Origin of the sequence: Asaia astilbis JCM 15831 (assembly GCF_000613845.1) — a bacterium.
In the GTDB taxonomy this organism is placed as follows: domain Bacteria; phylum Pseudomonadota; class Alphaproteobacteria; order Acetobacterales; family Acetobacteraceae; genus Asaia; species Asaia astilbis.
Map to the genome: position 1 here is coordinate 51,999 of NZ_BAJT01000003.1, position 25,615 is coordinate 77,613.

Genomic DNA, 25,615 nt, shown 5'->3' on the forward strand with positions numbered 1-25,615 from the left:
CAACATGGGCTGACATCGGGATACGCAGAGGCTATAGGATAGAATTGTCATGGAACAAAACGAAACCATCGCCTGGCAGCCCGACTGCATTATGGCGCGCGTGCTTTGGATTTCTGGATGACCGATACCCCCACCTGGCCGATCCTCTGGGGCGTGCCGGAAGCCTATACCGCCTTCTTGCTGCGTCGCCGTCTCGGCGAGCATGATGGCGCCCTGATCCATGTCGCGCGTGACGATGCCGCCGTGGCCGCCCTTGCGGACATGTTGGCCTATGTCGAGCCGGACGTCACCGTGCTGCGCTTTCCGGCATGGGACTGCCTTCCCTATGATCGGGTCTCTCCGAACCCGACCATCACGGCCGAGCGTGCTGCGACACTGACACGTCTGCTCGAGCCTGCGGGGAAGACGCGGCGCATCGTGCTGACGACTGTGCACGCCCTCGTTCAGCGCGTGCCCCCCAGGCAAGCTTTTCGCGATCAGTCGATCTCGGTGAAAAAAGGCGAGGCGCTCGATCAGGCGATGCTCATCGAGCTTCTGGTGGCAAGTGGCTATACCCGCACCGATACGGTGATGGAGGCAGGCGAATTCGCCACTCGCGGCGGTATCTTCGATCTCTATCCGGCGGGCGAGAGCGAACCGATCCGACTCGATCTGTTCGGGGACGAGGTCGATAACATCCGCCGTTTCGATGTCGCCAGTCAGCTTTCGACCGACACGCTCGATGCGTTCAAGCTGCGGCCCGTTTCCGAATATGCGCTCAGCCCCGAAGCGATCAGCCATTTTCGCTCAGCCTGGCGTGACCTCTTTGGTCCGTCCTCGGCATCGGATGTTCTGTACGAGCATGTGAGTGATGCCAGACGCTTCCCCGGTCTCGAGCATTATATACCGCTCTTTCATGAGCAGATGGAGACATTGATCGACTATCTGCCGGATGCCTCGGTAAGTTTCGACCATCAGGTGCCTGATATTCTCAAGGCACGGCTGGAGATGATCGCCGATCATTTCGAAGCCAGAAAAGCGCCTGCGCGGGAAGGGGAGGCCATCTATCGCGCCTTGCCGTCCCATCTCCTTTATCTCAACCGGAACGGATGGGATGCGATGCTGGCGCGCGTGCCCAGCATCGCGCTCAATCCGTTTGCCAAACCCGACACCGTTCAGGGGCTGGATGCCGGGGGGCGACCCGGACCGATTTTCGTGCGGGGCAAGGATGGCACACGTGAGGGGGCGTTCGATGCGCTGCGTACCCAGCTTGAGGCTTGGGAGAAAGCAGGGCGACGGTGCTATGTCACGGCCTGGAGCAGGGGATCGCGCGAGCGCATCGCCTCGCTGCTCAAGGAACACCGCTTTACGACAGAGATGCATGATAGCTGGGCCTCGGCGGCAGGAATCGCCCCGGGGACGGTCGGTCTTATCCTGCTCGGGCTGGAACGCGGTTTTGTGGCCGATCGCATGGCCTTCATCTCGGAGCAGGATTTGCTGGGCGAGCGGATTGCCCGTCCCCCACGGCGAAAGCGTCGTGCCGAGCAGTTCATCACCGAGGCGTCAGAGATCGCCGAGGGCGATCTGGTCGTTCACGCCGAGTACGGCATTGGACGCTATGAGGGGCTGGAGACCGTCAGCGATGGTGTGGCGCCGCATGACTGCCTGAGACTACTTTATGACGGCGCGCAGAAACTGTTTCTGCCGGTCGAGAATATCGAGCTTCTGAGCCGTTTCGGATCGGAGCAGGGCGGTGTTGCGCTCGACAAGCTGGGCGGACAGGCCTGGCAGGCGCGCAAGGCCAAGATGAAGGAACGCATCCGCGATATGGCGGGTGAGTTGATTCGTACCGCGGCCGGACGCGCCATGAGAGAGGCGCCCTCGCTCATTCCTGCAGAGGGCATGTGGGATGAGTTCTGCGCCCGGTTCCCGTTTGTCGAGACGGAAGATCAGTCGCGCGCTATTGCAGATGTGCTGGAAGATCTGACATCCGGTCGTCCGATGGATCGACTGGTCTGCGGCGACGTCGGCTTCGGCAAGACGGAAGTGGCGTTGCGGGCGGCGTTCGTTGCCGCGCTCTCTGGTGTTCAGGTCGCTGTCGTCGTGCCGACAACACTTCTGGCGCGTCAGCATTTCCGCAGCTTCTCAACACGCTTCGAGGGCTTTCCCGTGCGGATTGCGCAGCTCTCGCGCCTTGTTACCGCCAAGGAGGCGGCTGAAACGCGCCGTGCGCTCGAAGAGGGGCAGGTCGATATTGTGGTCGGCACCCATGCGCTGATTGCGAAATCGGTCGGGTTTGCCAATCTGGGTCTTCTGATTATCGATGAGGAGCAGCATTTCGGCGTTGCACACAAGGAACGTCTGAAATCCCTGCGCGAGGACGTTCATGTACTGACGTTGTCCGCCACGCCGCTGCCCCGTACGCTTCAGCTCTCGCTGACGGGCGTACGCGAGATGAGTCTCATCGCCACACCCCCGACAGACAGGTTGGCAGTACGGACGTTCATCACGCCTTTCGATAGCGTCATGATCCGCGAGGCGATCCAGCGCGAGCGTTTTCGTGGAGGGCAGATTTTCTGTGTCGTGCCTCGTATCGAGGATATGGATCGCATGGCCGAGCGTCTGCGCGACATCGTGCCCGACGCCAAGACGGTTCAGGCCCATGGGCGTCTGACGCCTGCCGAACTTGAGCGCGTCATGACCGAGTTCTCCGACGGGCGTTACGATATTCTCTTATCGACCAATATCGTCGAGAGTGGTCTCGACATGCCTGCGGTGAACACGCTGATCATCCATCGCGCAGATCTGTTCGGTCTCGGGCAACTCTATCAGCTTCGCGGTCGCGTCGGGCGTGGCAAGCAGCGCGGTTATGCCTATCTGACCTGGCCGCAGAGCCATCGCCTGTCTCCGGCATCTGAAAAGCGGCTTGAGATCATGCAGACCCTCGACACGCTCGGGGCAGGCTTCACGCTGGCATCGCATGATCTCGATTTGCGTGGTGCGGGCAATTTGCTCGGTGACGAACAGTCAGGTCATATCAAGGAAGTCGGCATCGAGCTTTATCAGCAGATGCTTGAAGACGCTGTGACGACCATGCGCCTGCAGAAGGATCAGAAGCGCGAGGAAGACAAGGACTGGACACCGAATATCATTCTGGGCCTGCCGGTTCTGATCCCGGAGGCCTATGTGCGCGATCTCCCGGTGCGTCTCGGCCTCTATCGGCGTATTGCGCGACTGGAGGGAGAGGCAGAGCTTGAAGCGATGCGCGCCGAGATGGTGGATCGCTTCGGATCGCTCCCTCAGGAAGTGGAAAATCTGCTCGACGTCGTCGTGATCAAGCGCCTGTGCAGTGCGGCTGGGGTGGATCGACTGGAGGCTGGACCGAAAGGAATGGTGATCCAGTTCCGTAACCGCAAATTCCGCAACCCGATGGGGCTGCTGAAATGGGTCGAGCGTCATAAGGATCAGGGTGTCAAACTCCGCCCGGATCAGAAGCTGGCCGTCGTGCGGGAAATGACGAATGCCCAGCGTATTACCATGGCGCGCAAAGTGATGAGCGCCATGAAGAAGCTAGCGGAGAAAGATAACAGCTGAGAGGTCAAAAGTGCAGGCGAAAATTTTGTAAGATGCAAAGACGTTTGAGATACGCTGGCTTATAGAGCGGGAGGACGAATTTCGCATAGTGCGAGCGCGATGCTGAGGGTGAAGGCGGCAGTAGCCAAGCGCTAAACACGGAAGATCATGTCCGGCGTTGTGCGAGCACGAAGCTTCCTGCAAATTGAGCGAGAATGAGATTAGCTGGCGATGATCTGCGGCCAATGAACGCTGCTTTACTTTCAGCTTAGTTTGCCGATCAATCTTGATGGAGCTTGGGTTGATGCTCTCCGATTTATCCGTGTGCGCCATTTTTCCGTTTAGGAATTTTTCCAAGTAAAGGCTATTCCTAGCATCAATGTTTTTATTTTAGATTGAGATACAGGATGATTAACTTTCGGAAGGATCGAAAGGAGGTGGCGGTGGTAAAAGCGCTCAGATAGGCTGGGTTCTATATTTTTGAAATTCTTTCGCTCGAGAGAGATCAATTTTACACTATTATTCATTTATTTATTGGTAGAGATTATCAATAGATACGATAATTGTCCTATTAAAAACGTTAGGGGTTCAATATAGTGATTGACAAAAGCGAAATCAAAGCAAATTCTTTGTTTGCAAATAAACGCGTACTTCTATCATCTCCAGAAAGAGAATGTGTAGAAATTAACGATACTAAATCCGGAAGAATCTGGAAGAGTATCCCTGGTGGCCACAAATGGCTGGATTATTTTAAAATATATGATAGAGAATTTTCTTATTTTGTTAATAAAAGCCCCAAAATACTTGAAATTGGCGTCTATAAAGGGGCTTCCTTAAAATTATGGAAAGAGTTTTTCGGAGAGGGGTGTAAAATTGTCGGCATTGATATCGATCCAGTCTGTCTTTCGTACCACAGTCCGGAGAATAATATTTTTGTGGAGATAGGATTGCAGGGAGATGACGCGTTCCTCAGCCACGTTATTGACCAGCACGGTCCCTTCGATATCATTATTGATGATGGCAGCCACAAAGCCTCCGACCAGATTAAATCTTTTATTTCTCTTTTTGAGCATGGATTGCGGTCAGAAGGGTTGTATTTAGTCGAGGATCTTGAGTGTATGTATTGGGGGAATACGGACGAGTACAGAGACGTAAAGTCTACTTCAGTGGATTTTTTCAAGTCTCTGGTCGATATGCAAAATGAAGTATTTTCTCGATATTCCTACAATGAACTCAGTATGCATGGTGAAAATTTCGCAAAATCCCTCGATATTTATGGAATAAGTACTTTTCTTCTTTCGATTAGGTTCTATCAAGGAATCGTTGTTTTGGAGAAGGGGATCAAGGGGCCTCCTAAGACTCTCCATTTGTGAAGTGCCTGAGCGGCTTCGTCTTTCCTTCGGCTACTGAGCTATGCGGCATCCCAAATCCCTAAGGGGCGCTGCAAGAGTCAGGTGCGATATCGACGGACTATCTGGCGGACGCTTCACCATTTAGCTTTTTGGAGTCTGGCGCTGACGATCGATGTGCAAATTCAGTGAACATCATTCCGGAAAACTGAGAAGGGCTGCTGCTGGAAGGTGTCAAGGCGGCCTTGCTTAATCGAAAGGAATTGGAATGGAATTGACCTTGAGGATGTCACTTCCGAGTGTCAGATCCCGCAACACCTGTTTGCAGTTGTGACGCGCCTCCAGTCCTTGGGCCTTCCGAACATGATTTCGTTACGATTGCGGCGCCGATATTTGCGTTTGTCGCAACTCACGGGCGTCTTGCGGGATTTACGTCCCGTGATGCAGGACTTGCTCCCTTGTTCTCCCAGCCTGTCCCTGTCCGTTACCGCGTGCAGTTCGGTGTTCATGCGCCCTCTGGTCCGCCCGATCAGGCGGTCTAAACCCCCTTTTTTACCCGTGGACTCGAGGCCGTGCGGTAGGCCTTGAGATAGGTCGCGTCGATCATAATTATCTGGCGATTCGATCAGGCCGCGGACAGGCCATTCATTATTTGAGCAAAAACCCCTGCAGCACCCTGATGGTTCCAGCTATCATCGAGTGTCTTGTGCGGGCCGTACTCCCGTAGAGCATCTGCCAGCGCAACCCGTTGCGGTTCACCAAGAAGATCCCGCTCAGCTCGCGCCTCCTGCTCGTTCGTCAGCCATTATAGATCGCTCATCTTCAGTCTGCTCGCAGAGCTTGAATCAGATTTTCATATCCAGATCTCTGGCCCCAGAGCCTGACTTGTATTCGGGAGTGATGACCTATTGCGAGCATTGAAGAAATGACTTTCGTGCCACGTTGAGAGGCAGAGACGTCATCACGAGAAGCGGGTGAATTTGTCGAAGATAAATCCATTCGGAGTCGGAAATTTGCCGATTGAGGCAGCGCGTCAAGTACAAGCGTCATGGCCTGGAACGCTCATCGTTGATCAAAGCGCTTCAGCCGGGCAATCATCGAAATCAGAAAGCGTGTGGAATGCAGCGATCACTTTGAGCAAAATATTCGATATAAACTACCCATATAAAGAACTAGTTACTTATAATATCGACTCATATAATTATCTATAATAAATCTCCAGAAAAATTTACTTGATTCTGCATTGATTCTGCCGATTTTTGTTACAATAAGTAACGGGAATTATCAGCCATGTCCGAGACGCACTCCCTCATATCCAGTCATCGCCCTGACGTCTTATTTCCTCTTTCGGCAAGCGATGAGCTGATACGCCCTATCGGCAGCGGCATGTCAGGTGCTGAAACGAGTACGGTATCGCTCCCTGCATCGGGATCTTTTTCGCAGACAGGATATCTCTTTTCGGATCACAACGCAGGGCGTGTCCAGGATCGTCTCATAGGTCAGCAGGCGCAGGGGAAAGACGTGCAGGCGTTGGTTGATCAGCTTTTAGTTAAGGCTGACGCAGACGCTGTGTCCGACGTGCATGCGCTACAGGGCACAAAGCAGGCAGTGGCCCTTCCTCAGGGCGGAGAACAAGTTGCTCAACATTTCGCAAAGCAAATTGCTGAGCAACAGGCTCTTTCTACGGATGGGGCGACAGGTGCACCTCCGCTGAAGTTCCTGAGTGCGTCTACAGCTTTGATGGTGGAGCCGAGGGTCTTTTCAGCGAGCATGGAAGAGCAGTTGAAAGAGATGATCGGAACTGTTCAAGGACGTCCCCTCACTCCGGGTGATGACGATTGGGTCAGGGATAAAGCTGAGAAGATCTCCAGCGGAGCATTGAAGCTAGAGCAGGCTCGACAGGATCTCGCACACTGGACTGCTAATGACGGGCAATATGACCAGATCTTCCGCGATGTCCATGGTAGGGATCCCGGCCCTCAGGACCGCGACTATGCGGGCAATATGATTGGTGGGGGATGGTCCAAGCAGGATTATCGCTGGCACGAAGCGCATAGTGCGTCTTCCTATGACCAGTTGGAGAACATGATTCCGACGATCATGGGGCATCCTTACTGGGCGGAACACAACCAACCATGGCGTGATGCGACGGCGAATTCGATTGGGGCTGGGAACTACGATATCAGCCGTGCACGCATGGACCTTGCTCATTATCCCGAGGCGCTGAACGCTCTGGAGAACATGATTCCGACGATCATGGGGCATCCTTATTGGGCGGAACACAACCAACCATGGCGCGACGCGACGGCGAATTCGATTGGGGCTGGGAACTACGATATCAGCCGTGCACGCATGGACCTTGCTCATTATCCCGAGGCTTATGACGCCATTGTTCGAGCGGGGCGGGAGGTACTAGGACGAGAGCTTACCTCGTCTGAGATTTCCGCTTATCAATTTGAGATCGGCAAAGGACGCACCATCTCAGATTTACGTGACAGTAAATTCGCGCCGATGTTTGAGAATATCTTGTCCAATCCGAGTGTGGATGGTCCAAATCTCAAGATGAACACGCAAGGCGTGGTCAACGGAGCTCCTCAATATAATGACAGGCTTCCGGCGTTAGCGGGGGGAAGCTCTCCTGATTGGGGTGTGATTCAATGGAACGGTCAGTCGCCGCTTGATCCTGCGGCTGGGACGTCATCGCAGGCTTGGGATAAGAGATACGGCGCTTCCATTGGTCACTGGACACAAGGATCAGCCACATCGTCAGCCGGCAAGACTGACTACACAGTGTTCCGCGACCCTAAGGATGGGCATTATGTCTATCAAATGGCCGCTCAGGGCGGAAAGTTTCTCGATGTGCAGCTGTCGAGCGTTAGAGATATAGATCGTAAATATTCATTCGATCATCAGATAACGGCGTCCTTCGAGCAGGGGATTAGCGATTATAATAGGGGTAATACAGGTAATTTTCAGGCAGGAATAAATTTTACCATCAATTATCATAGTGCCAATATGAGTTTTGGTATCTTCTTGCAGTTTCAAATGGTTGATTCTCGAGGCGCTCCCCCGCCTTACGCGATGATACCGTATACGCTGGGCGGTTCCATTTATAACGTTAATGGTGGTTCGGGCTCGTATATTAATCCTCAATCGTCATCCAACGATGGGGTGATGTACAAGACGACGATCGACGTGAACAAAGGGTTGATGGCTGCCATTAGAGCGATGTCGACTGTACGCCCCGATCTTCGTGGGGAGCTCAGTAACCTCAGTAACTGGTATATGGCAGGAAATTATATTGGGGTTGAGACAACTGCTGGTAGGGGATCTCAGAATGATGTCACTGCCAAGTACACGGTAAAAGATCCGACAATTACCTATGACAGATCGAAAAATATCAATTATCAAGACTCCGTAAACACGTCTTCAATTGTATCGATGTCCTGAAATCGTCGTTCGGCGTGAGCAGCCAGCGGCGCCTCGTGCGAAATCGCATGACGCGCCAGTTCCGGTTCGGTCCTTTGGTGATGGAGATGTCGGCCAAAGGGCATTTGATGGTCCTGTAACCCTGCCTCGATGCGACAAACATCAACTCTGAATCACTCATGTAAGGTTGAATAGGTTCGGATTGATATCTCGGTCTGGTCGCGCTTGCCGGGGTCCTCGGGCCAAAGAAGGCAGGCGCGACAGCGACAACACGGATAATGTATGGTCGATGCCTGCTTCTGGTTGCTGCGTTCCTACCAGTTCCAGACGTCTTTTTCCTGCTCGCGGATTTTCTCCTCCAGGTCGCGGGGGAGAATGTTGCGAAAGCGCGAGGTTGGGTCGAGCGTGATGTCCGCCATGGTCTCGATGTCCTGATCGGCCTTGTACTGTGGCAGCGGGAACTTCAGATCACTGTAATCGAAGAGATCTTTCTCACTTTTCCAGTAACGGGGACCCTCCATGATGAGATCATTGAAGTTCGTCTGATACGGACCGGGATTGATGGTCGCAATCGTCACGTCGCGTTCAGCGAATTCCTGGTGAAGCGACTGCGCTACTGATTCAAGAGCGTGCTTGGAACCGCAATAGGCGCCGCCGAAAGGGAGGGTGACGATACCCGCGATTGAAGAGATGAAAATGACGCGGGTCGGACCGGCGTCTCGCCTTGCGTGCAGATAGTCGCGTGTGAGAGCGACCGTCCCGAAAAGATTGACCTCGAATTGGCGACGAAGCACCTCATCCGGCATGTCGGCCAAAGAGCCGCCTTCACCGATGCCCGCATTATTGACGAGGATGTCGTATTTCTCGCGCAGGGCGTGAGCCCGGTCCAGAGGGGAGGTGATGTCGAGGCGGAAAATCTCCAGATCGACCCCTTGCTGTTCGGCATCCCGGCGGAGTGCGCCCACCTGAGACGTGAGTTCGACGCTGGCGTGGACGCGATGGCCGCGGCGTGCAAGCGAGAAAGCAAGAAGGCGGCCAAATCCTGTGCCTGCGCCGGTGATGAGGATTTTGCTCATGATCTTCTCTCCTGTGAGGTGAGGGCTTTGGCCGCATCGAGCGCAGCCTGATGGTCCAGCTCGGGTCGATCGGTGGATAGACCGAGATAAAGGGGGTGGCCTGACGGGTCATGAAACATGACCCCGCCTGCGAGGAAGCAGAACCGCGTGTCCTTGATGGCGGTGACAAGCCCGTCCTCGCCTGCGAATTCCACTGTGTTACGCTGAAACGCGTAGGCCGTGAGTGCTTGGCGTGAGCGAGCGTCTCGCTGGCAGCCAGGATCTTATTGCTTCTGAAGAACATGAGTTCCTCACCTGCTGAGTTGAGGAGGCAGCAACAGTAGCGGCTATTCAAATTTGTCAGGATGCTATGTGCGGCGCCTATCCGGTTATAAAGCGGGTTCATGCTCCATCTCTCTCAAATGTGAAGGCGCAGAATATCGCTTGCTGTGAGACGATCTATCCTCATAAATCCGCCTATCCGGCTCATTGCGCCGAAATGGTGCGAAATTGAACGACGACGAGTGAGAGGAGGGAGAGGTGGATCTTCTGAGTAAAGTCTTCGCCTCGGTGAGGACCCGAGGGGAGATCTGGGGACGGGTGACGCTTTCCGGGCGCTATGGAATCCGTTTTCCGAGACAGCACGGAGCGTTCCTGGCTGTGACAGAAGGCAAGTGCTGGTTGAGCCTCGAAGGCGAGCAGCCCCTTGCTCTGGAGAGGGGAGACTTTGTCTTTCTTCCCCTGCCTTCTCCTTTCTATTTGCGCAGTGACCCGACCATAGATGAGACGCTTGAGCTTGAAGAGTGGCAGGTCGCTCATTGGCGTGCGACGAGCTCGTTAGATCTGGGCGAGACCACCAGCCTTCCTTTTACGGACGATGCGGTCTCGCTTTTGGTCGGGTGCTTTACGTTTCCATCGGCGGAGGCTCCGCTCTTGATCCGCGAATTGCCAGCGCTTTTGCACGGATCGTCTCGTCAGGGAGAGTCTTCGACCCGTCACATCATGGACATGATGCGTGAGGAAATTGCACGTGAAGCTCCCGGCGCAGGCGGGATTGTCGACAGGCTGGCCGAAATACTCCTGATGCAGACCATCCGGCGTTCGGTCGATGCAGCAGATAAGTCACGGGCTACCGGATGGCTCCGCGCGATGTCAGATCAGAAAATTCATGCGGCTCTGAAAGTCATGCACGGCAATATTGCCTGCCCATGGACGGTTGCCCGGATCGCTCGTGAGATCGGCATGTCGCGCTCGGCCTTCGCGAGCCGTTTCCGGGAGCGTGTGGGCCAGACGCCCCTGGAGCACCTTACGGCATGGCGGATGGCGCGTGCTGCGGATCTGCTGCGTCACAGTCCTTCGATGAAAACTGAAAGTATCGCAGTTGCGGTGGGTTACAAATCGGAGCGGGCCTTTCGGGCTGTTTTCGCGAAGCATATGAAATGTCCCCCCGGGGCTTACCGCCGACCTGTCGCGTCAAAAGAGCATGCGGCGGCAGCCGAAGTTTGATGGCAATTGGTCTGTAACTTGGCGCTTTAAGCCGATAAAAAGCCGTTTTAGTCATTTATCGTCCCAATACGATCGACGATAAGGAACCAAACAAGGAGATGAAGTGATGACTTTGATCGATAACCTGAAATGGCGCCACGCGGCGAAGAGCATGAACGGCGCTCCGATCGCGCGCGAGGCGCTGGATCGTATTCTCGAGGCTGTCAGGCTGACGGCAACATCGAGTGGTTTGCAGCCCTTCGAATTACGTGTGATTTCAACGGCGGATCTGAAAGCGCAGATCCGGCCGATTGCCATGAATCAACGTCAGGTTGAGGAATGCGCCCATCTGCTCGTCTTTGCCGCTTGGGATCGTTTCACCCCGGAGCGCATCGATTACATGTTCGACCTGACCAACACCGAGCGGGGTGGGGCTAATGCCGGTCTCGAGGCCTACAGAGCCTATCTGCATCAGCGCTTTGCGGAAATGGACGAGGAAGCCCATTTCGTTCAGGCCGCAAAGCAGGTCTACATCGCTTTGGGAAGCGCGTTGATTGCAGCAGCGGAGGAGCGGATCGACTCAACCCCGATGGAGGGGTTCGATAATGAGGCCCTCGACGCTCTTCTCGACCTGCGAGCACAGGGTCTACGCAGTGTTGCCCTGTTACCGCTGGGCTATCGCGACGCCGAGCATGACTGGAATGCAGGTCTGGTGAAAGTCCGCCGTCCAATGGACGAGCTGGTTCATTTCATCGATTGAGCCAGATCACCCGGTCTCCAGAGGGCGAGCAAGTGGCGCCCTCGGAGTCTCTTCAATTGACAGGAATGGGGATGGAATTGACCTTGAGGATGCCGCTCTCGAGTGTCAGATCCCATAAAACCTGATTACCGTTGCGATGCCCCATAAACTGGGCGATTGAAAGCGCAGTCGTAATGCCTGCCGGAACCACTGGGCGGATAGTCGTCAGCAGGTCTCCGAGATCGGTAATCGCCAGATGGAGGGCGCCACTGCTGCTGGCCGCGTTATGGCCGATTGTCGCCCAGCCTGATCCATCCAGACGCCCCTTGGCCCAGAGCGCTTCAAGCGACGAGATGGTGATTTTCCCTGACGGAGCATTCGGATTTTCGAGCGTTTGCTCAGGGATCGTCAGCGTGGCTCGCAGGCTGTTCGGCAGAGCAGAGCCTCCTGGGGCAGAAAGCCCGGTCGAGGTCACAGCAAGGTCGATACTGCCCGGGGCCTGCCCTGCATGCAGCGTGACGGTGATCTGTTTTGCTGAATACTGTTTGTTCCCCTCCGAAACGGCCACGTCGTTCCAGATCATTTCTGCTACTGCCCCTTGATGCAGGGCATCGCGAAGGGTGTGCAGGGCAGGGCGTCCCTCGACGCTACGACAACTCGCTGGGGCGCTGTTATGAACCAGCTTGAGCACGCCCAAAGAAACAAGGCCGTTCGCATCGCGAAGATTCGATAACGTCAGATGACCCTGTTTATCCCGTGCCGTGACCTGCTGCACATGCAGGCGCGCTCCGGTTTCGGCGAGGCGGGCCGAGTAGCCTGTCATGGTGAGACTGGAAGCACCCATGACTCGCGACGCTGAGTCAGTGCTCAGGCAAGTGGCCGGTATGGCATCAGCACGTGCTATCTGCGGGAGGGCCCCCATTGCGAGCACGGTTAGGAGAGAGGCTGTGGCGTATTTCATGGGCGTCACGATGAGGCTGTTCATTCCGTTAGACAACTGCCTTTTTGCGGCAGGAGTGGGGCGTAGCGGAGGGAGATAAGCGGGGGAGAGGAGTGGACTTCTTGCCCTGATCGTTTCGGAGCTCGATAAGGTCGCGACAACAAGGCAGGCTTCATGAGATGCCAAGATGCTGCCAGAGGGATGAGAGCAATGAGTGGACTGGACCCGGAAGATTTTGCGCCGCTGCGTGCGCTCGCTCATCGGATGCTCGACGATGTGTTCGATCGTGCAGAGCAGATGGGCGACGGGCCGGTCTGGCAGCCCATGCCTCAACAGGCTCGCGATGCGTTCAACCTGGATCTGCCGGAGAAAGGACAGGACGCAGAAGCGCTTTATGGGCAATTTCTAGATCAGATCCGTCCCTATTCCAACGGAAACCCCCATCCGGGGTTTATGGGCTGGGTACAGGGTGCAGGAACGCCAATCGGCATCTTAGCAGAGCTTCTCTCGGCCAGCCTCAACGATAATTGCGGCGGGAGGGATCACGCCGCTATCGAAGTCGAGCGTCAGGTGATTCGATGGGCCGCCGAGATGGTCGGGATGCCGAAAGAGGCGTCTGGCTGTCTCGTCACGGGTTCCTCTTTGGCTAATTTCATTGGTGTCATCACGGCCAGCCGTGTGGTCTCACCTGAGCTACGCCGGGAAGGGCTCTCGGGCCGGAAACTGGTCGGTTATGCCGCTGAGACGGCTCATGGCTGCGTCAGTCGGGCTTTCGATCTTGCGGGGCTCGGCAGCGATGCCCTGCGCCTCATCCCGGTCGATGAGCTGCATCGTATGGACGACCTCGCGCTTGCTCAGCGTATCCGTGAGGATCGCGAAGCCGGTTATCATCCCTTCATCATCATCGGCACGGCGGGGAGTGTGGATTGCGGGGCTGTCGATCCACTTGAGGCTCTGGCCGATATCGCGCAGGCGGAAAAATGCTGGTTTCATGTCGATGGGGCCTTCGGGGCGTTTGCCCGGCTTTCGCCCGAACATGCGATCATGCTCGATGGGATCGAAAGAGCAGACAGCCTTGCGCTCGATTTCCACAAATGGGGTCAGGTGCCTACGACGCGGGCTGTGTGCTAGTGCGGGACCGCGCCGCGCACGCTCAGGCCTTTGCCCAGTCTCTGAGCTATCTGACCCGTGCCGATCGCGGGCTTGCTGGTAATGCTCCCTGGCCCTGCGATTTTGGGCCGGACTTGTCACGGGGTTTCCGGGCGCTCAAGGTTTGGATGACACTTGCGCATTACGGCACAAATCGTCTGGGCGAAATGGTTGCAACATGCTGCGACGTCGCCCGCTACCTGGCCGAGCGGATTGAAAACGATGCGCGATATCTGCTGATGGCGCCGGTTGCGCTTAACATCGTGTGCTTCACCCTTGTCGATCTTGAGGATGAGGCGGTCGATGAGCTAGTGAAAGATCTGCATGAAAGCGGCGTGGCCGCGCCTCAACCACGCGGATCGAGGGACGGCTGGTGATCCGGGCGGCAATCGTCAACCACCGCACAACACGTCGTACGATCGACGCGATGCTGGATCAGATTACGAAGCTCGCCGAAAAACACGCACCGTGACGAAAGGTAGGACGCGCATCGATCCTTACAGATCGGGATGCGCGTCCAGAAAGAATTCAGCGCGCGATAAACAGGTCTGAGAGCTGTTTGATCATCGTGCCGCCTAGCTCCTCGGCGTTGGTGAGCGTGACTGAATTGCGATAATAGCGCGTCACGTCATGGCCAATCCCGATGGCAAGCAGCTCAGTCTCAGGAGCACCTTCGATACGGGCGATGACCGATCGCAGATGGTCTTCCAGATACGAGCTTGGATTGGTCGAAAACGTGCTGTCATCGACCGGGGCACCATCGGAAATCACCATCAGGATACGACGATGCTCGGGTCGGCGGCGCAGGCGTTTCCAGGCCCAGAGCAGCGCCTCACCATCGATATTTTCCTTGAGCAGCCCTTCGCGCAGCATCAATCCAAGATTATCGCGCGCCCGTCGAAGCGGTGTGTCCGCGTCCTTGTAAATGATGTGACGCAGATCGTTCAGGCGCCCGGGATCGGTGGGGCGTCCGGCAGTGACCCAGCGCTCACGGCTCTGTCCGCCCTTCCAGGCGCGCGTCGTAAAGCCGAGAACTTCGGTTTTGACGCCGCAGCGTTCGAGCGTGCGCGCAAGGATGTCGCCGCACATCGCAGCGACCGAGATCGGCCGTCCGCGCATCGAGCCGGAATTATCGATCAGAAGTGTCACCACCGTATCGCGGAATTCAGCCTGACGCTCTGTCTTGTAGGACAAGGTGAGGGTCGGGTTGGCGACCACGCGCGCAAGCCGCGCCGCGTCGAGAATGCCCTCTTCCTGATCGAATGCCCAGGAGCGCTGCTGCTGCGCCATCAGTTTGCGTTGCAGACGATGGGCGAGGCGGGAGACCACCCCTTGCAGGCTGCTCAATTGCTGATCGAGCTGTTGTCTCAGCCGTGCCAGCTCCTCCGGGTCGCATAGCTCGGCGGCGTCGGCCTCCTCATCGAAAGCCGTGCTGAACACTTTATAGGCAGGTGGCGCTGCCCCAGCCTCGTCTTCTTCCCCGTCCTTGTCGTCGAGCGATCCTGCAGGTTGTTCCGCGCCCTCATCCTGGAAGTCGGAATCGCTCGCATCGCTGCTGTCAGGCTGCTCGGTCGGCTCAGGCTGAAAACCGTTCGTTTCGCTGTCGTCCTGCTCCTGCTGGGAGGGCTCGTCCTCAGGCTGATCGGTGTCAATCTGGCTGTCATCATCCTGATCGGGATCGTCAGCGTCGCTCTGCTCGTTCTGTTCCGGCTCTTCGGTCAGGTCGAATGCCTTGAACAGCCCCGAGCAGGCATCGGCAAAACGCTTCTGGTCCGTCTGGGAGGATGCAAGCTTCTGCAGGGCACGCTGCGCGTCGGGGGTCAGCGTTTCGCGCCATGCCTTGAGAGCTTTACCGGCTTGTGAAGGCGAGGGAGTGCCCGAGAGCGCTTCACGCACGAGAAGCGGCAAAGCGGCTGAGGCAGGCATATCATCGCGTGCGCTCATGCGGCTGAAGCCGCTTTCCTGACATTCCTGCACCAGCTTCTGATGCAAATTGGCCTGCACGCCTGCCATGTGGCGCGATCCGAAGACTTCGCAACGTACCTGCTCAAGAGCGTCGTAAAGCGGTCTCGTCTCGGCCGTATCGGCGCTTTGCGGCAAAGGGGCGAGGGCCGAGTTGTGATGTTTCAGCCGTAATGCCGCTGCATCGGCCGCGCCACGCACACGCTGCATCTCCGCAGGGGTGAGGGCGCGCGATACATAAGGAAGCTGAACGCCCTTGCCCTGCTTTGCCGCAGCAGAAGCAGCAAAACTAATTTCGGTTTCGGGTTCGCCGGAGATCGCGCGCAGAGCCGCCGTGGTCGCGCGTCTGAAAGCGTCGGTACGCTCACTGCCCGGCAGAGCGAGATCGGTCGCGTTCCTGTCAGGCGCCTTCGGTCTGGGGGAAGCCATGGACCCGCCCCCTTCAGGTGTTCAGTGGCGAATGATTGAAGCAGCGCTGGTAATACTCTGCGACGATGCCGCGCTCGGCCTCGTCGCATTTGTTCAGGAAGGTCAAGCGGAACGCAAAGGCCAGATTGCCGAAGATGCGTTCGTTCTCCGCCCATGTGATCACGGCGCGAGGGGACATGACTGTCGAGATATCCCCAGCCATGAATCCGGCGCGCGTCAGATTGGCAAGCGCAACCATGCTTTCGAGTTTCTTGGTCACAGCGGCTTCGTCGCCCAGTTTCAGCTTCGATCGTACGATGCCCACTTCCTGCTCCAGTGGCAGGTAGTTGAGCGACGCCACGATATTCCAGCGGTCCATCTGACCCTGATTGATCTGCTGGGTGCCGTGATAGAGCCCGGTCGTATCGCCAAGTCCGACCGTGTTGGCCGTCGCAAACAAGCGAAAGCCTGAGTGAGGACGAAGGACACGGTTCTGGTCGAGCAGTGTGAGATGGCCTTCGGCCTCAAGCACGCGCTGGATGACGAACATCACATCCGGGCGACCCGCATCGTATTCATCGAAAATGAGGGCGCAGGGATGTTGCAGACACCAGGGGAGCAATCCCTCGCGGAACTCGGTGATCTGCTTGCCGTCGCGCAGAACGATGGCGTCCTTGCCGATTAGATCGATACGCGAAATATGGCTATCCAGATTGATACGTACTGTCGGCCAGTTCAGTCGGGCCGCAATCTGCTCGATATGCGAGGATTTCCCGGTACCGTGGAAGCCTTGCACCATCACGCGGCGGTTATGCGCGAACCCGGCTAGGATCGCTCGCGTGGTGTCGCAATCGAATTGATAGCTCGGGTCGATATCGGGGACATGTTCGGTGCGGATGGAAAAGGCAGGCACTTCCATATCGCAGTCGATCCCGAAGACGTCACGGGCAGAGACGATCCGATCGGGCGCGCCAAGGACATGGGTCGGCACCGCGTTCTGCTCGGCGCTGACAACTGTTTCCGGTGCGTCGATGGAGGCGAGATCGCTCATGGTATGAATCCGTCTTTCACTCGATCTGGCGAGGTTCTGTCATGTCTGGTTCTGGCCGAGGATATGGTCATGTTCCATTCGATGGCCAGAGGGAAACGCGCATTAAAAATGGCTAAAGATTGGTGAGATGGGCGCGAATCGCACTATAGGCGACGCTCACCGTCTTGAAACGCTCCTCGGCCGAGAGGTCTCCCGCGTTGGCGTCCGGGTGGTGCTTTCGCGCCAGTTCCTTGTAGCGGGCCTTCAGCGTATCGACTGTCACAGGCCAGTCGAGCGCAAGCGCCTGAAGATGGTCGCGCAGGGCCGGAGGGACGGATTCACGCGCCTGCTGATGACGCTGTTTGGCCGCCTGGGCGCGTCGCGCGCGGGTTGAAGAGAGGATATCGAGCGGGTCGAGCACCTCCTCTTCATCGAATTGTTGGCCGCCTCGTGTGCCGAGTTTCCAGGATGGGCGTTGCCAGGAGACGTCAGCGCGCAATTGCGCCTCGATCTGGCCCGCGCTCATACCCTTATAGAAATCCCAGCGTGCATTGTACTGGCGCACATGCCCAAGGCAGAACCAGAAATACTGGCGCAGTTGCGTACGGTCTTTGGGAGCACGATATCCTGCATGCTCGGTGCAGCCGGGCATATCGCAATAGCGCTCCGGGGCGTCTGGATCCGGGTCAAAGGCCCTATGTTTTGTGGATTTGCGCTGCATGATCGGGTTTATGTGCGTCCTAAGACACGCTGATGCAAGAAGGGAGTGACCATGACTGATCTAAAGGAACGTGCCGCGCGCATGAAGGCGGTATTGGAGAGCGAATTGCAGCCTGTCACCCTGACCATACGCGATGACAGCAAGCGGCACGCCCATCACGCCGGTCGCAATGGCGTGGAAGGCGATGAGACCCATTTCACGATGACCGTTGTGAGTACCCGCTTCGAGGGATTGAACCGGGTCGCCCGTCATCGACTGGTCAATGAGATCCTCAAGCCAGAGTTTTCGACGGGGCTTCACGCGCTCTCCTTGACGCTTTCCGCACCTGCAGACGCATGAGCGCCCGGCTTCGCTTCGTCTCCGCGCTCGCTTCTGTTTTCGTGCTTGCTGGCTGTGCCGTAAGTGGAACTGACGGGCTCTCTGCAACCCAGAGAAGCGAGGCTCACCGTGTCGAGGAGGCCCTCAATCGTTCGGGCACGCTTGAGGGGCATTTCGTTCAGGTCGGCCCCGGACGAAACGGTGGAGCAGGTCATTTTACCTACCGTCCCGGCGCCCTCTCTCTCGATTATGTGACCCCGCATGTGATGACGCTGCGCGCCGCGGGCACACATCTCGTGCTCGACGATTCGCAGACCGGGGCCGTCACGCGGGTCAGTCTGGCACGTCACCCTTTAGGTCTGCTGCTGCACGTCCCTGTGCGCTTTGTCGGCGCAATCCGGGTGACGGATCTGCAGACTACACCGGGTGCGACGCAGATCTCCCTCGCGGAAGCTAATAATCCGTCTCAGGGCCTTCTGACACTGAGATTGAAGGATGAAGGCGATCGACTTCAGCTTTCGTCACTCGACGGTGTCGACGCCCGCGGTAACAGAATCGAGCTCTCACTCTCTGACGTGATGCAAACAGGGGACGCACCGAAAAACTGAGGCCAAGTGGAAATCAGTGCCCGGTCCAGATCGTCCATGGTCAGGTCCGGGTTGAACCGCTTAAGGCTTGTGACGCCGTACTCCCTGATTCCGCAGGGAATGATTCCGTCGAAGTCGCTCAGCCGCGGATCGAGATTGATCGAGATGCCGTGCCACGAAACCCAGCGGCTCACTCTGATGCCGATTGCAGCGATTTTTGTTTCCAGACCCGTCTGAGGGTCATCGACCCAGACGCCAATGCGGCCGCATTCTATGCGGCTTGCGACGCCGAGCGATGCAAGGCTCGCAATAATCCAGCGCTCCAGGCTTTGCACGAAGGCGCGCAGATCGCGGGGCGGCGTGGGGCCGTGGGAGCGATGCAAATCGAGCATCACATAGACAATTCTCTGTCCGGGGCCGTGATAGGTCCATTGTCCGCCCCTACCTGCGTCGTAGGTAGGCAGGTTGTCCGGATTCAACAGGTCTGACGGTTTTGCTGAAGTTCCGGCCGTATAGAGGCGAGGGTGTTCGAGAAACCATAGACGCTCCTCGGCATCACCCGTTCGAATGGCAGCGGCCCTGTTTTGCATCTCTGCAAAGGCGCGTTCGTAAGGAACCAGCTCTTTTTCCTTTTTCCAGAATATTTTGTCGAAAATCGCCTTTTCGGCGATTGCCTGCTCATCAGTCATCGGCTATAGCCCCCTTCACACGAGCGGTATCGCCCAGAGCGGGCCGCTTGTCACGATGCGGTCGTGGCGGAATGGTAGACGCGCAAGCTTGAGGTGCTTGTGGGGGCAACCCCGTGGAAGTTCGAGTCTTCTCGACCGCACCATCGGAACTGGAAGCACCCCCTAACGGGGGTGCCAGTCCACCAAAAAAACCTAAAAATTGAAACAAAACGAACTTGTTGCAGCAATCTTGCTTGTGACTGCCGATGCGTTTTGTGAAGATTTAAGTGCGTGCCATCACTTTGCCGAAGTTTTGCTGCCAGATGGTGGAAGTGAAACTGGTCTCGTGCAATCTGGGGTGCGGTCTGAGGGTTTTCTCAGAACCACAGTGTTTCAGATTGCGCAGCATACTCTTAATAAGGTCAAAAGGTCGGATATCGTGATCAAGCCGCTCAGAAAAGCCGTTCTCCCCGTTGCTGGAATGGGAACACGCTTTCTCCCAGCTACCAAGGCAATGCCAAAAGAGATGCTTCCGGTCGTGGATCGCCCTCTTATTCAGTATGCGATCGACGAAGCGCGCAAAGCCGGTATCGACCAGTTCTGCCTGATTACCGGTCGCGGCAAAGATAGCCTGATCGATTATTTCGACGTGGCCTTCGAACTTGAGACAACGCTGCGTGAGCGTGGCAAGAACTCCCTTCTCGAGACGCTGCAGCCAAGCACGATCGAAGCGGGCTCGCTCGCTGCTGTGCGCCAGCAGGAACCTCTCGGGCTTGGTCATGCCATCTGGTGCGCGCGCTCCTTCATCGGGGATGACCCTTTTGCAATTCTTCTCCCTGACGATATCGTTCAGGGAGAAAAGGGATGCGTGGCCCAGCTCGTTGACGTTTACAACCAGACCGGCGGTAACGTCGTCGCGGTTTCGGAGGTGCCCAAGGAGCACACCAATCGTTACGGCATTCTCGATGTCGGCAAGGATGACGGAAAGCTGGTCGAAGTAAAGGGACTGGTCGAAAAGCCAAACCCGGAAGACGCACCTTCCAATCTTTCCATCATCGGTCGATACGTGCTGTTGCCGGAAATCATGACCCATCTCTCCAAGCTGGAGCGTGGGGCTGGTGGTGAAGTCCAGCTGACGGACGCGATGGCCAAGATGATCGGTCATACGCCGTTCCACGGACTGCGCTACGAAGGCACGCGTTACGATTGCGGTGACAAGGCCGGTTATCTGGAGGCGCAGATTGCGTTTGCTCTCGAGCGTCCCGATCTGCGCGAGGCCATGCGCGGGTTCATCAAGAAATATGCCGATGCCTGATGGATACTCTGTTTCGGCATGAGTTCCATCCGTCGATCCTGCGGGAATATGATATCCGTGGGATCGTCGGCGAGACGCTTTTCGAGAACGACGCCCGAGCTTTGGGCGTCGTTTTTTCGTCTGTGCTGCGAGAGCTGGGGAAAAACGACGTTGTGATCGGTCACGACGGGCGGCTGTCTTCCCCCGCGCTGGAGCAGGCGTTGCTCGAAGGGCTTCTTTCGGGGGGGATGAGCGTGACGCGTCTTGGGTGCTGCCCCACTCCGGAGCTTTATTTTACGTCTGTCGCGCGAAAGGCGTCGGGCGCGATCATGGTAACGGGAAGCCACAACCCGATCGGTATAATGGTTTCAAGATCATGCTCGAAAACCAGCCTTTTTTCGGCAAAGCCTTGCAGGAGCTCGCGTGTCAGGCGCGTCAGGGTGTTGCTGAAGAACCAAAGCGCGGAGGAGCTGAAACGCTCTCACGCCAGGCGAGGGCATCCTACGAAGAGGCTCTGGCCGACGGGCTGAGCGCGGGGACACGCCCGTTGCGTATTGTCTGGGACAATAGTCATTCCTCAGCCGGAGAGGTGCTGGCCCGTCTGGTTGAGCGTCTTCCCGGTGTTCATCTTGTTCTGAACGGGGCTGTGGACGGGCTGTTTCCCGCGCATCATCCGGACCCGACCCTACCCGAAAACATGGTGCAGCTTCAGTGCGCGGTGAGAGAGAGGCACGCGGATATCGGCTTCGCCTTCGATGGAGATGCCGATCGTCTTGGTGTCGTCGATGAGAAAGGAGCCATCATCTGCGGACAGGCTCAGCCTGCTGCTGGCGCGCGCCATCATCGCCGATAATCCGGATGCCGTGATTCTTGCAGATGTGAAGATGTCTCAGACCCTGTTCGATGGCGTCGTGGACGCCGGGGGGAAGGTAGACATGTGTCCAAGCGGGCATTCTGAAGTCAAGCGCGCGATGCGGAGAGCAGGGGCCTCTTTTGCGGGAGAAATGTCCGGTCACTTCTTCTTTGCCGATCGGTGGTCGGGTTTTGATGATGGACTCTACGCCGCGATCAGGGTGATGGATTTCCTGTCTCGACAGGAGCGTCCACTCTCGGAGTTGTGTGACGCGCTCCCCCAGCTTGTCGCGACACCAGAGATCCGCTTCGAGTGTGCGGACGAACAGAAATTCTCGGTGATCGAGAGGGTTACCGCCCGCTGCGCCGCGTCGGGCGAGGACATGACAACGATCGACGGCATAAGGGTCAGAGAGAAAGGGGGGTGGTGGTTGCTGAGAGCCTCGAACACCCAGCCTGCTCTTGTTGCCCGTGCCGAAGGTCGAGATCATGAGACCTGCGGTGCACTGATCGCGCGGATTGCCGCGCTTCTGGAAGAAGAGGGTCTTTTCTTGCCGCAAATCGAAGGGTTTCCGATCAGGTCGCAGGGCAGCGATCCCGTGCAAGTTGCCGGGACAATTGTATGAGAGCGCCCAGCAGTTTTTTTGAGCCCGGTCAGTTCGTGACCCATCCTGATTGCCCCGACTGGGGCGTGGGCCAGATTCAGAGCGTGACCGGAGATCGTGTCACGATCAATTTTGAGAATCAGGGTAAGGTCCTGGTGAATACTCTGCGTGTTGATCTGATCGTGTTGGAGTGAAGCGAGGCCACGTCTATGGCAAGTGGAGTGCGGGTCTATGCCGCTTTGCGCTTGACTGGGTCTTTCCACCCATCTGCCTTGCCTGCGGTTCGGAAAGTAGCGAAACGGGGCTGGTCTGCGTGTCTTGTTTCCGTGATCTGGCGACGATTATCTTGTCCTGCACCCATTGTGCGATGCCTTTGCCCTCCAGCGATTACGCCGATGCCGAGGCAGATGCTCTCAATGCACGGCTTTGCCCTATCCCTGGCAGGAGGCAAAAGCGGCTTTTGTTTATGAAGGCACGGCACGTCGCCTGATTCTGGGTCTCAAATATGGAGATCGGTTGGAGAACGCGCCGTTCCTGGCTCGGGCGATGAGTGCTGTCGCCTCGGGTATGCTTTCGAAAGCCGATCTCCTCGTGCCAGTACCGTTGCATTTCCGCAGGTTCTGGCATCGGCGCTTCAATCAGGCTTCTATCCTGGCGAAGCAAATTGCCCGATCCCATGCGGGGTTGGCTTGGGTGCCGATGCCCTGACCCGTCGTTATCCCACCCGGACACTCGCGACACTTTTCAAAAGCCAACGCGCTGCGGCCCTTGAGAATGCTTTCGACATCACAGAGGCACAGAGACACCGAATCGTCGATCGGCATGTCGTTCTGATCGACGATATCTTGACCACGGGCGCAACCGCCTCCATTTGCGCAAGGCACCTGAGACGGGCGGGAGCAAAGCGCGTGGACCTTCTGGTCGCGGCTCGGACCGTAAAGCTGGCGGAAGGTTCCGGCGTTTCCGGTGATATTTCTGAATAGACGCGAGGGACAAAGTGCAGAAAGTCGAAATCTACACCCAGCCGGGTTGCCCGTACTGCGTACGCGCCGTGCAAATTCTGTCGTCCAAGGACGTCTCTTTCTCCGAGATCAATGCGCCACATGGCACGCAGGAGCGTGAAGATGCGATCAGGCGTTCGGGTGGTGGCCGCACTGTGCCGCAAATCTTCATCGACGATCGCTGTGTTGGAGGCTGCACCGATCTGATGCAGCTCGATTCAAGCGGAGAGCTCGACCGAATTCTGGGCAAGAAATGATTTGCTACCAATTGCGGTGCTCTGCGGGGCACCCTTTTGAGGGCTGGTTTCCCAATTCTACCTCCTATGACCAGCAGCAGGATTCAGGGCTCGTTTCCTGTCCTCAATGCGGCGTGACCGAGGTCGAAAAAAGCCTTATGGCGCCTGCTCTTTCCACCAGAGCCGCGCAGAAAACGCTGCCACCGGACGAACAGGTCAGAATGGCTCTGCGGGCTTTCAGAAAAGTTGTGGAAACGCAATGTGATGACGTAGGCGACCGATTTGCCGAGGAAGCGATGAAGCGTCATGATGCGCAGCTCGAGGGGGAGCGCCAGTCGGAACGTGGCATCTATGGCACAATGAGCGACTCCGAGAAGGAAAGGCTCGAAGATGAAGGCGTGGATTTTACCCCGGTCCCCTGGATCGATCGCTCGGACTCATGAGAGACGCGTGAAACATTTTGTTGCAGGCAGTCTGATGAGTGTTGCGATGGCTCTTGCCACGCTGCTGGCTTTCCTTCCGATCGGAGCGTTAGCGCAAAACGCCGGAACGCCGCCTGTCGCGGAAGAAGGATTATGGCTTGCGCAGGATCACGACGGTGTCTTTCTCATCGGACATTGTGGCGACACGCTCTGCGGTCGACTGATCGGCATGCAATATGACGGTCCTGTTCCCAAGGATGTGTGGGGTCGGTCACAATGTGGGCTGGTCATGCTGACCGATTTCCGACTAAGCAAGGACGAAGACGTGTGGCGGGGGCATATCCTCGACCCGGAGACCGGGCGTACTTATGACGCTCGTATCCATGCCGAGTCACCGGAGGTGCTGAAGCTGCGCGGTTTTATTCTTGGAATACCCCTTTTCGGCAAGACACAGACCTGGACCCGTTATCGTGGAACAATTGGCCCAGAGTGCAAATTGCCCTGAGCTGGACGTTCGCCTGAGGAGCTTGAGATCAAATCATGAAGACTTCCCTTTCCCGTCGCAGTTTTGCGTTGGGTACCCTCGGCCTGATCGGCTGCGGCACTGCAAACGCACAGGACGTAGCAGGCAAGGCGCCTGCAACGCCGCCGCCGCCGCCGAAGGCGGTCTCCAAGACGATCTGCTTTGTTGGTGGCTATACCAAGCATGCGCCTGCCGGTGGCGCTGGCAATGGCGAGGGGATCGCGGTCTTCGAGATGGATCGCCAAAGCGGCGTGTTGACGCCGGTCACAACCTTTACCGATATCGCCAGCCCGTCCTTCATCACGCTCTCGCATGACAAGCGTTTTCTCTACGCTTTGAGTGAGATCGACGATTTCAACAAGGACGGCGATGGCTCCGTGACGGCTTTTGCGGTCGACCGGAAGACGGGCTCGCTCAAGAAGCTCAATGCGGTGAGCTCAGGCGGTGCCGTCCCTGCTCATCTGAGCGTGCATCACTCAGGCCGCTATGTGTTGGTAGCCAATTATATGGGCGGCTCTGTCGGCGTGATTCCGATCCGTCCGGATGGATCGCTCGGCCCCGCAACCGACGTGGTGCATAATTCCGGGCCGCGCCAGCCAGAACGCGCTGCCGACAACCCGCAGGGTAACTTTGCCGTCTCCGATCATTCCGGATCGCACCCGCACATGATTCAGAGCGACCCGAGCGGTCGCTTCGTGATCGCCGACGATGCAGGTCTCGATCGGGTCTATGTCTGGACGCTCAATCTCCAGACCGGCAAGCTCGTCCCGGCTAAGGTGCCCTATTACGACATGACGCCGGGCAGCGCGCCGCGTCACTTCCAGTTCAACCGTTCTGGCAAGCTGATGTACAATCTGTGCGAGCAGGATTCGAAGATCGTTGTCAGCGCCTTCGACCCGCAGACGGGCGCAATCAACAATTTGCAATCCGTCAGCACGGTGACGTCGCATTTCCGTGGCAGCACCCTGGCCGCCGAAATCCTGATCTCGGCGGATGACCGCTTTGTCTACGCGTCGAATCGCCTTGGTGACTCGCTCGCAGTGTTCAAGGTCGGTGAAGACGGAACGCTGACGCTGCAGGATGAAGCGTGGATGCACGCCGATTACGGCCGCGCGATGATGTTCGATCCGTCGGGCAACTTCCTGTTCTGCGCCAACCAGCGCAGTGACGCCGTCACGTCGTTCCGAGTGGACAAGTCCAGCGGGCAGCTCGGCTTTACCGAGAACTTCACTCCGGTCGGAAGCCCGACCACCTTTGCTTTCATGGATACGGAAGTCTGAGGAAAGAAAA

The 25,615-nt window shown here is 57.0% G+C and carries 23 protein-coding genes, 1 tRNA gene and 3 pseudogenes; 19 read left to right on the plus strand and 8 right to left on the minus strand.

Features of this window, described 5'->3' with window-relative positions:
* The first annotated feature begins 117 nt into the window (after positions 1-117).
* Together mfd and JCM15831_RS21325 are read left to right on the plus strand one after the other, a co-directional pair.
* Positions 118-3,573 (plus strand): transcription-repair coupling factor, encoded by a 3,456-nt coding sequence (mfd, locus tag JCM15831_RS02910; RefSeq protein WP_025822586.1) that lies wholly within the window; start codon positions 118-120, stop codon positions 3,571-3,573.
* Between the two features lie 575 nt (positions 3,574-4,148).
* Positions 4,149-4,925, plus strand: coding sequence for a class I SAM-dependent methyltransferase (locus tag JCM15831_RS21325; protein ID WP_025822588.1), 777 nt, complete (start codon positions 4,149-4,151; stop codon positions 4,923-4,925).
* A 278-nt stretch (positions 4,926-5,203) separates the two neighbouring features.
* Here JCM15831_RS21325 and JCM15831_RS20795 read toward each other — a convergent pair.
* Positions 5,204-5,699 (minus strand): annotated as a pseudogene (locus tag JCM15831_RS20795) (IS5/IS1182 family transposase); the annotation flags it as partial.
* Positions 5,700-6,191: 492 nt separating this feature from the next.
* On the opposite strand from JCM15831_RS20795, the gene JCM15831_RS02920 reads away from it, so the two are divergent.
* Positions 6,192-8,351: a hypothetical protein gene (locus JCM15831_RS02920; RefSeq protein WP_025822590.1), complete on the plus strand. Its 2,160-nt coding sequence runs from the start codon at positions 6,192-6,194 to the stop codon at positions 8,349-8,351.
* 293 nt (positions 8,352-8,644) lie between these two features.
* Here the strand turns inward: JCM15831_RS02920 and JCM15831_RS02925 are convergent, their stop codons facing one another.
* Complete coding sequence (locus JCM15831_RS02925; protein ID WP_025822592.1) at positions 8,645-9,406, minus strand: SDR family oxidoreductase; 762 nt, start codon at positions 9,404-9,406, stop codon at positions 8,645-8,647.
* Complete coding sequence (locus JCM15831_RS02930) at positions 9,403-9,600, minus strand: hypothetical protein (protein WP_025822594.1); 198 nt, start codon at positions 9,598-9,600, stop codon at positions 9,403-9,405. Before JCM15831_RS02930 ends, JCM15831_RS02925 begins: the two co-directional genes overlap by 4 nt.
* Before the next feature lie 325 nt (positions 9,601-9,925).
* Here JCM15831_RS02930 and JCM15831_RS02935 point away from each other — a divergent pair, with 325 nt between their 5' ends.
* Together JCM15831_RS02935 and JCM15831_RS02940 are read left to right on the plus strand one after the other, a co-directional pair.
* Positions 9,926-10,891 carry an AraC family transcriptional regulator gene (locus JCM15831_RS02935; RefSeq protein ID WP_025822596.1) on the plus strand — a complete coding sequence of 322 codons (966 nt, stop codon included), beginning with the start codon at positions 9,926-9,928 and terminating at the stop codon, positions 10,889-10,891.
* Between the two features lie 106 nt (positions 10,892-10,997).
* A complete protein-coding gene (locus tag JCM15831_RS02940) occupies positions 10,998-11,630 on the plus strand; it encodes a nitroreductase family protein (protein ID WP_025822598.1) in 633 nt (210 codons plus the stop codon).
* Between the two features lie 52 nt (positions 11,631-11,682).
* Here JCM15831_RS02940 and JCM15831_RS02945 read toward each other — a convergent pair whose 3' ends face one another.
* Positions 11,683-12,594, minus strand: a complete 912-nt coding sequence (locus tag JCM15831_RS02945; RefSeq protein WP_035773749.1) for a hypothetical protein — start codon at positions 12,592-12,594, stop codon at positions 11,683-11,685.
* A 165-nt stretch (positions 12,595-12,759) separates the two neighbouring features.
* On the opposite strand from JCM15831_RS02945, the pseudogene JCM15831_RS16225 reads away from it, so the two are divergent.
* A pseudogene (locus tag JCM15831_RS16225) lies at positions 12,760-14,170 on the plus strand (pyridoxal phosphate-dependent decarboxylase family protein).
* A 56-nt stretch (positions 14,171-14,226) separates the two neighbouring features.
* Here JCM15831_RS16225 and JCM15831_RS16230 read toward each other — a convergent pair.
* The 3 genes from JCM15831_RS16230 to JCM15831_RS02965 all read right to left on the minus strand — a co-directional run bounded on the left by JCM15831_RS16230 (position 14,227) and on the right by JCM15831_RS02965 (position 17,819).
* Entirely contained in the window at positions 14,227-16,089 is a 1,863-nt protein-coding gene (locus JCM15831_RS16230) for a cobaltochelatase CobT-related protein (protein WP_035773751.1), read from the minus strand.
* A 13-nt stretch (positions 16,090-16,102) separates the two neighbouring features.
* On the minus strand, positions 16,103-17,119 hold the full coding sequence (locus JCM15831_RS02960) for an AAA family ATPase (RefSeq protein ID WP_025822602.1): 1,017 nt from the start codon (positions 17,117-17,119) through the stop codon (positions 16,103-16,105).
* Positions 17,120-17,231: 112 nt separating this feature from the next.
* Positions 17,232-17,819, minus strand: coding sequence for a DnaJ domain-containing protein (locus JCM15831_RS02965; protein WP_035773753.1), 588 nt, complete (start codon positions 17,817-17,819; stop codon positions 17,232-17,234).
* A 51-nt stretch (positions 17,820-17,870) separates the two neighbouring features.
* Between JCM15831_RS02965 and JCM15831_RS02970 the strand changes: the two genes are divergently transcribed.
* Complete coding sequence (locus tag JCM15831_RS02970; protein ID WP_025822606.1) at positions 17,871-18,158, plus strand: BolA family protein; 288 nt, start codon at positions 17,871-17,873, stop codon at positions 18,156-18,158.
* Entirely contained in the window at positions 18,155-18,745 is a 591-nt protein-coding gene (locus tag JCM15831_RS02975) for a LolA family protein (RefSeq protein ID WP_025822608.1), read from the plus strand. Before JCM15831_RS02970 ends, JCM15831_RS02975 begins: the two co-directional genes overlap by 4 nt.
* Here the strand turns inward: JCM15831_RS02975 and lipB are convergent.
* Positions 18,649-19,413, minus strand: a complete 765-nt coding sequence (lipB, locus tag JCM15831_RS02980) for a lipoyl(octanoyl) transferase LipB (RefSeq protein WP_084490526.1) — start codon at positions 19,411-19,413, stop codon at positions 18,649-18,651. The two genes, JCM15831_RS02975 and lipB, sit on opposite strands and share 97 nt — an antisense overlap.
* 57 nt (positions 19,414-19,470) lie before the next feature.
* Between lipB and JCM15831_RS02985 the strand changes: the two genes are divergently transcribed.
* From JCM15831_RS02985 to JCM15831_RS03030, 11 genes and pseudogenes are all read left to right on the plus strand, one after another.
* A tRNA-Leu gene (locus JCM15831_RS02985) sits at positions 19,471-19,556 on the plus strand.
* Between the two features lie 275 nt (positions 19,557-19,831).
* Positions 19,832-20,707, plus strand: a complete 876-nt coding sequence (gene galU, locus JCM15831_RS02990) for a UTP--glucose-1-phosphate uridylyltransferase GalU (protein ID WP_025822611.1) — start codon at positions 19,832-19,834, stop codon at positions 20,705-20,707.
* Positions 20,707-22,164: pseudogene (locus JCM15831_RS23845) on the plus strand (phosphomannomutase/phosphoglucomutase). Before galU ends, JCM15831_RS23845 begins: the two are co-directional and overlap by 1 nt.
* Positions 22,161-22,337 carry a DUF3553 domain-containing protein gene (locus tag JCM15831_RS20800; RefSeq protein WP_084490527.1) on the plus strand — a complete coding sequence of 59 codons (177 nt, stop codon included), beginning with the start codon at positions 22,161-22,163 and terminating at the stop codon, positions 22,335-22,337. The pseudogene JCM15831_RS23845 and the gene JCM15831_RS20800 overlap by 4 nt, the downstream one beginning before the upstream one ends.
* Positions 22,334-22,633 (plus strand): double zinc ribbon domain-containing protein, encoded by a 300-nt coding sequence (locus JCM15831_RS23850; RefSeq protein WP_373277602.1) that lies wholly within the window; start codon positions 22,334-22,336, stop codon positions 22,631-22,633. The genes JCM15831_RS20800 and JCM15831_RS23850 overlap by 4 nt, the downstream gene beginning before the upstream one ends.
* The gene (locus tag JCM15831_RS21810) at positions 22,570-22,851 is read left to right on the plus strand and encodes a ComF family protein (RefSeq protein WP_025822614.1); all 282 of its coding nucleotides are present in this window, start codon (positions 22,570-22,572) and stop codon (positions 22,849-22,851) included. The genes JCM15831_RS23850 and JCM15831_RS21810 overlap by 64 nt, the downstream gene beginning before the upstream one ends.
* Positions 22,833-23,126, plus strand: a complete 294-nt coding sequence (locus JCM15831_RS21815) for a ComF family protein (protein ID WP_025822616.1) — start codon at positions 22,833-22,835, stop codon at positions 23,124-23,126. Before JCM15831_RS21810 ends, JCM15831_RS21815 begins: the two co-directional genes overlap by 19 nt.
* A gap of 14 nt (positions 23,127-23,140) precedes the next feature.
* Positions 23,141-23,401, plus strand: coding sequence for a glutaredoxin 3 (gene grxC, locus JCM15831_RS03015; protein ID WP_025822618.1), 261 nt, complete (start codon positions 23,141-23,143; stop codon positions 23,399-23,401).
* Positions 23,398-23,823 (plus strand): DUF1178 family protein, encoded by a 426-nt coding sequence (locus JCM15831_RS03020; RefSeq protein WP_025822620.1) that lies wholly within the window; start codon positions 23,398-23,400, stop codon positions 23,821-23,823. Before grxC ends, JCM15831_RS03020 begins: the two co-directional genes overlap by 4 nt.
* Positions 23,824-23,830: 7 nt before the next feature.
* Entirely contained in the window at positions 23,831-24,307 is a 477-nt protein-coding gene (locus JCM15831_RS03025; protein ID WP_025822622.1) for a DUF2147 domain-containing protein, read from the plus strand.
* Positions 24,308-24,342: 35 nt separating this feature from the next.
* Positions 24,343-25,605 carry a lactonase family protein gene (locus tag JCM15831_RS03030; protein WP_025822624.1) on the plus strand — a complete coding sequence of 421 codons (1,263 nt, stop codon included), beginning with the start codon at positions 24,343-24,345 and terminating at the stop codon, positions 25,603-25,605.
* The last annotated feature ends 10 nt before the right edge of the window (positions 25,606-25,615 follow it).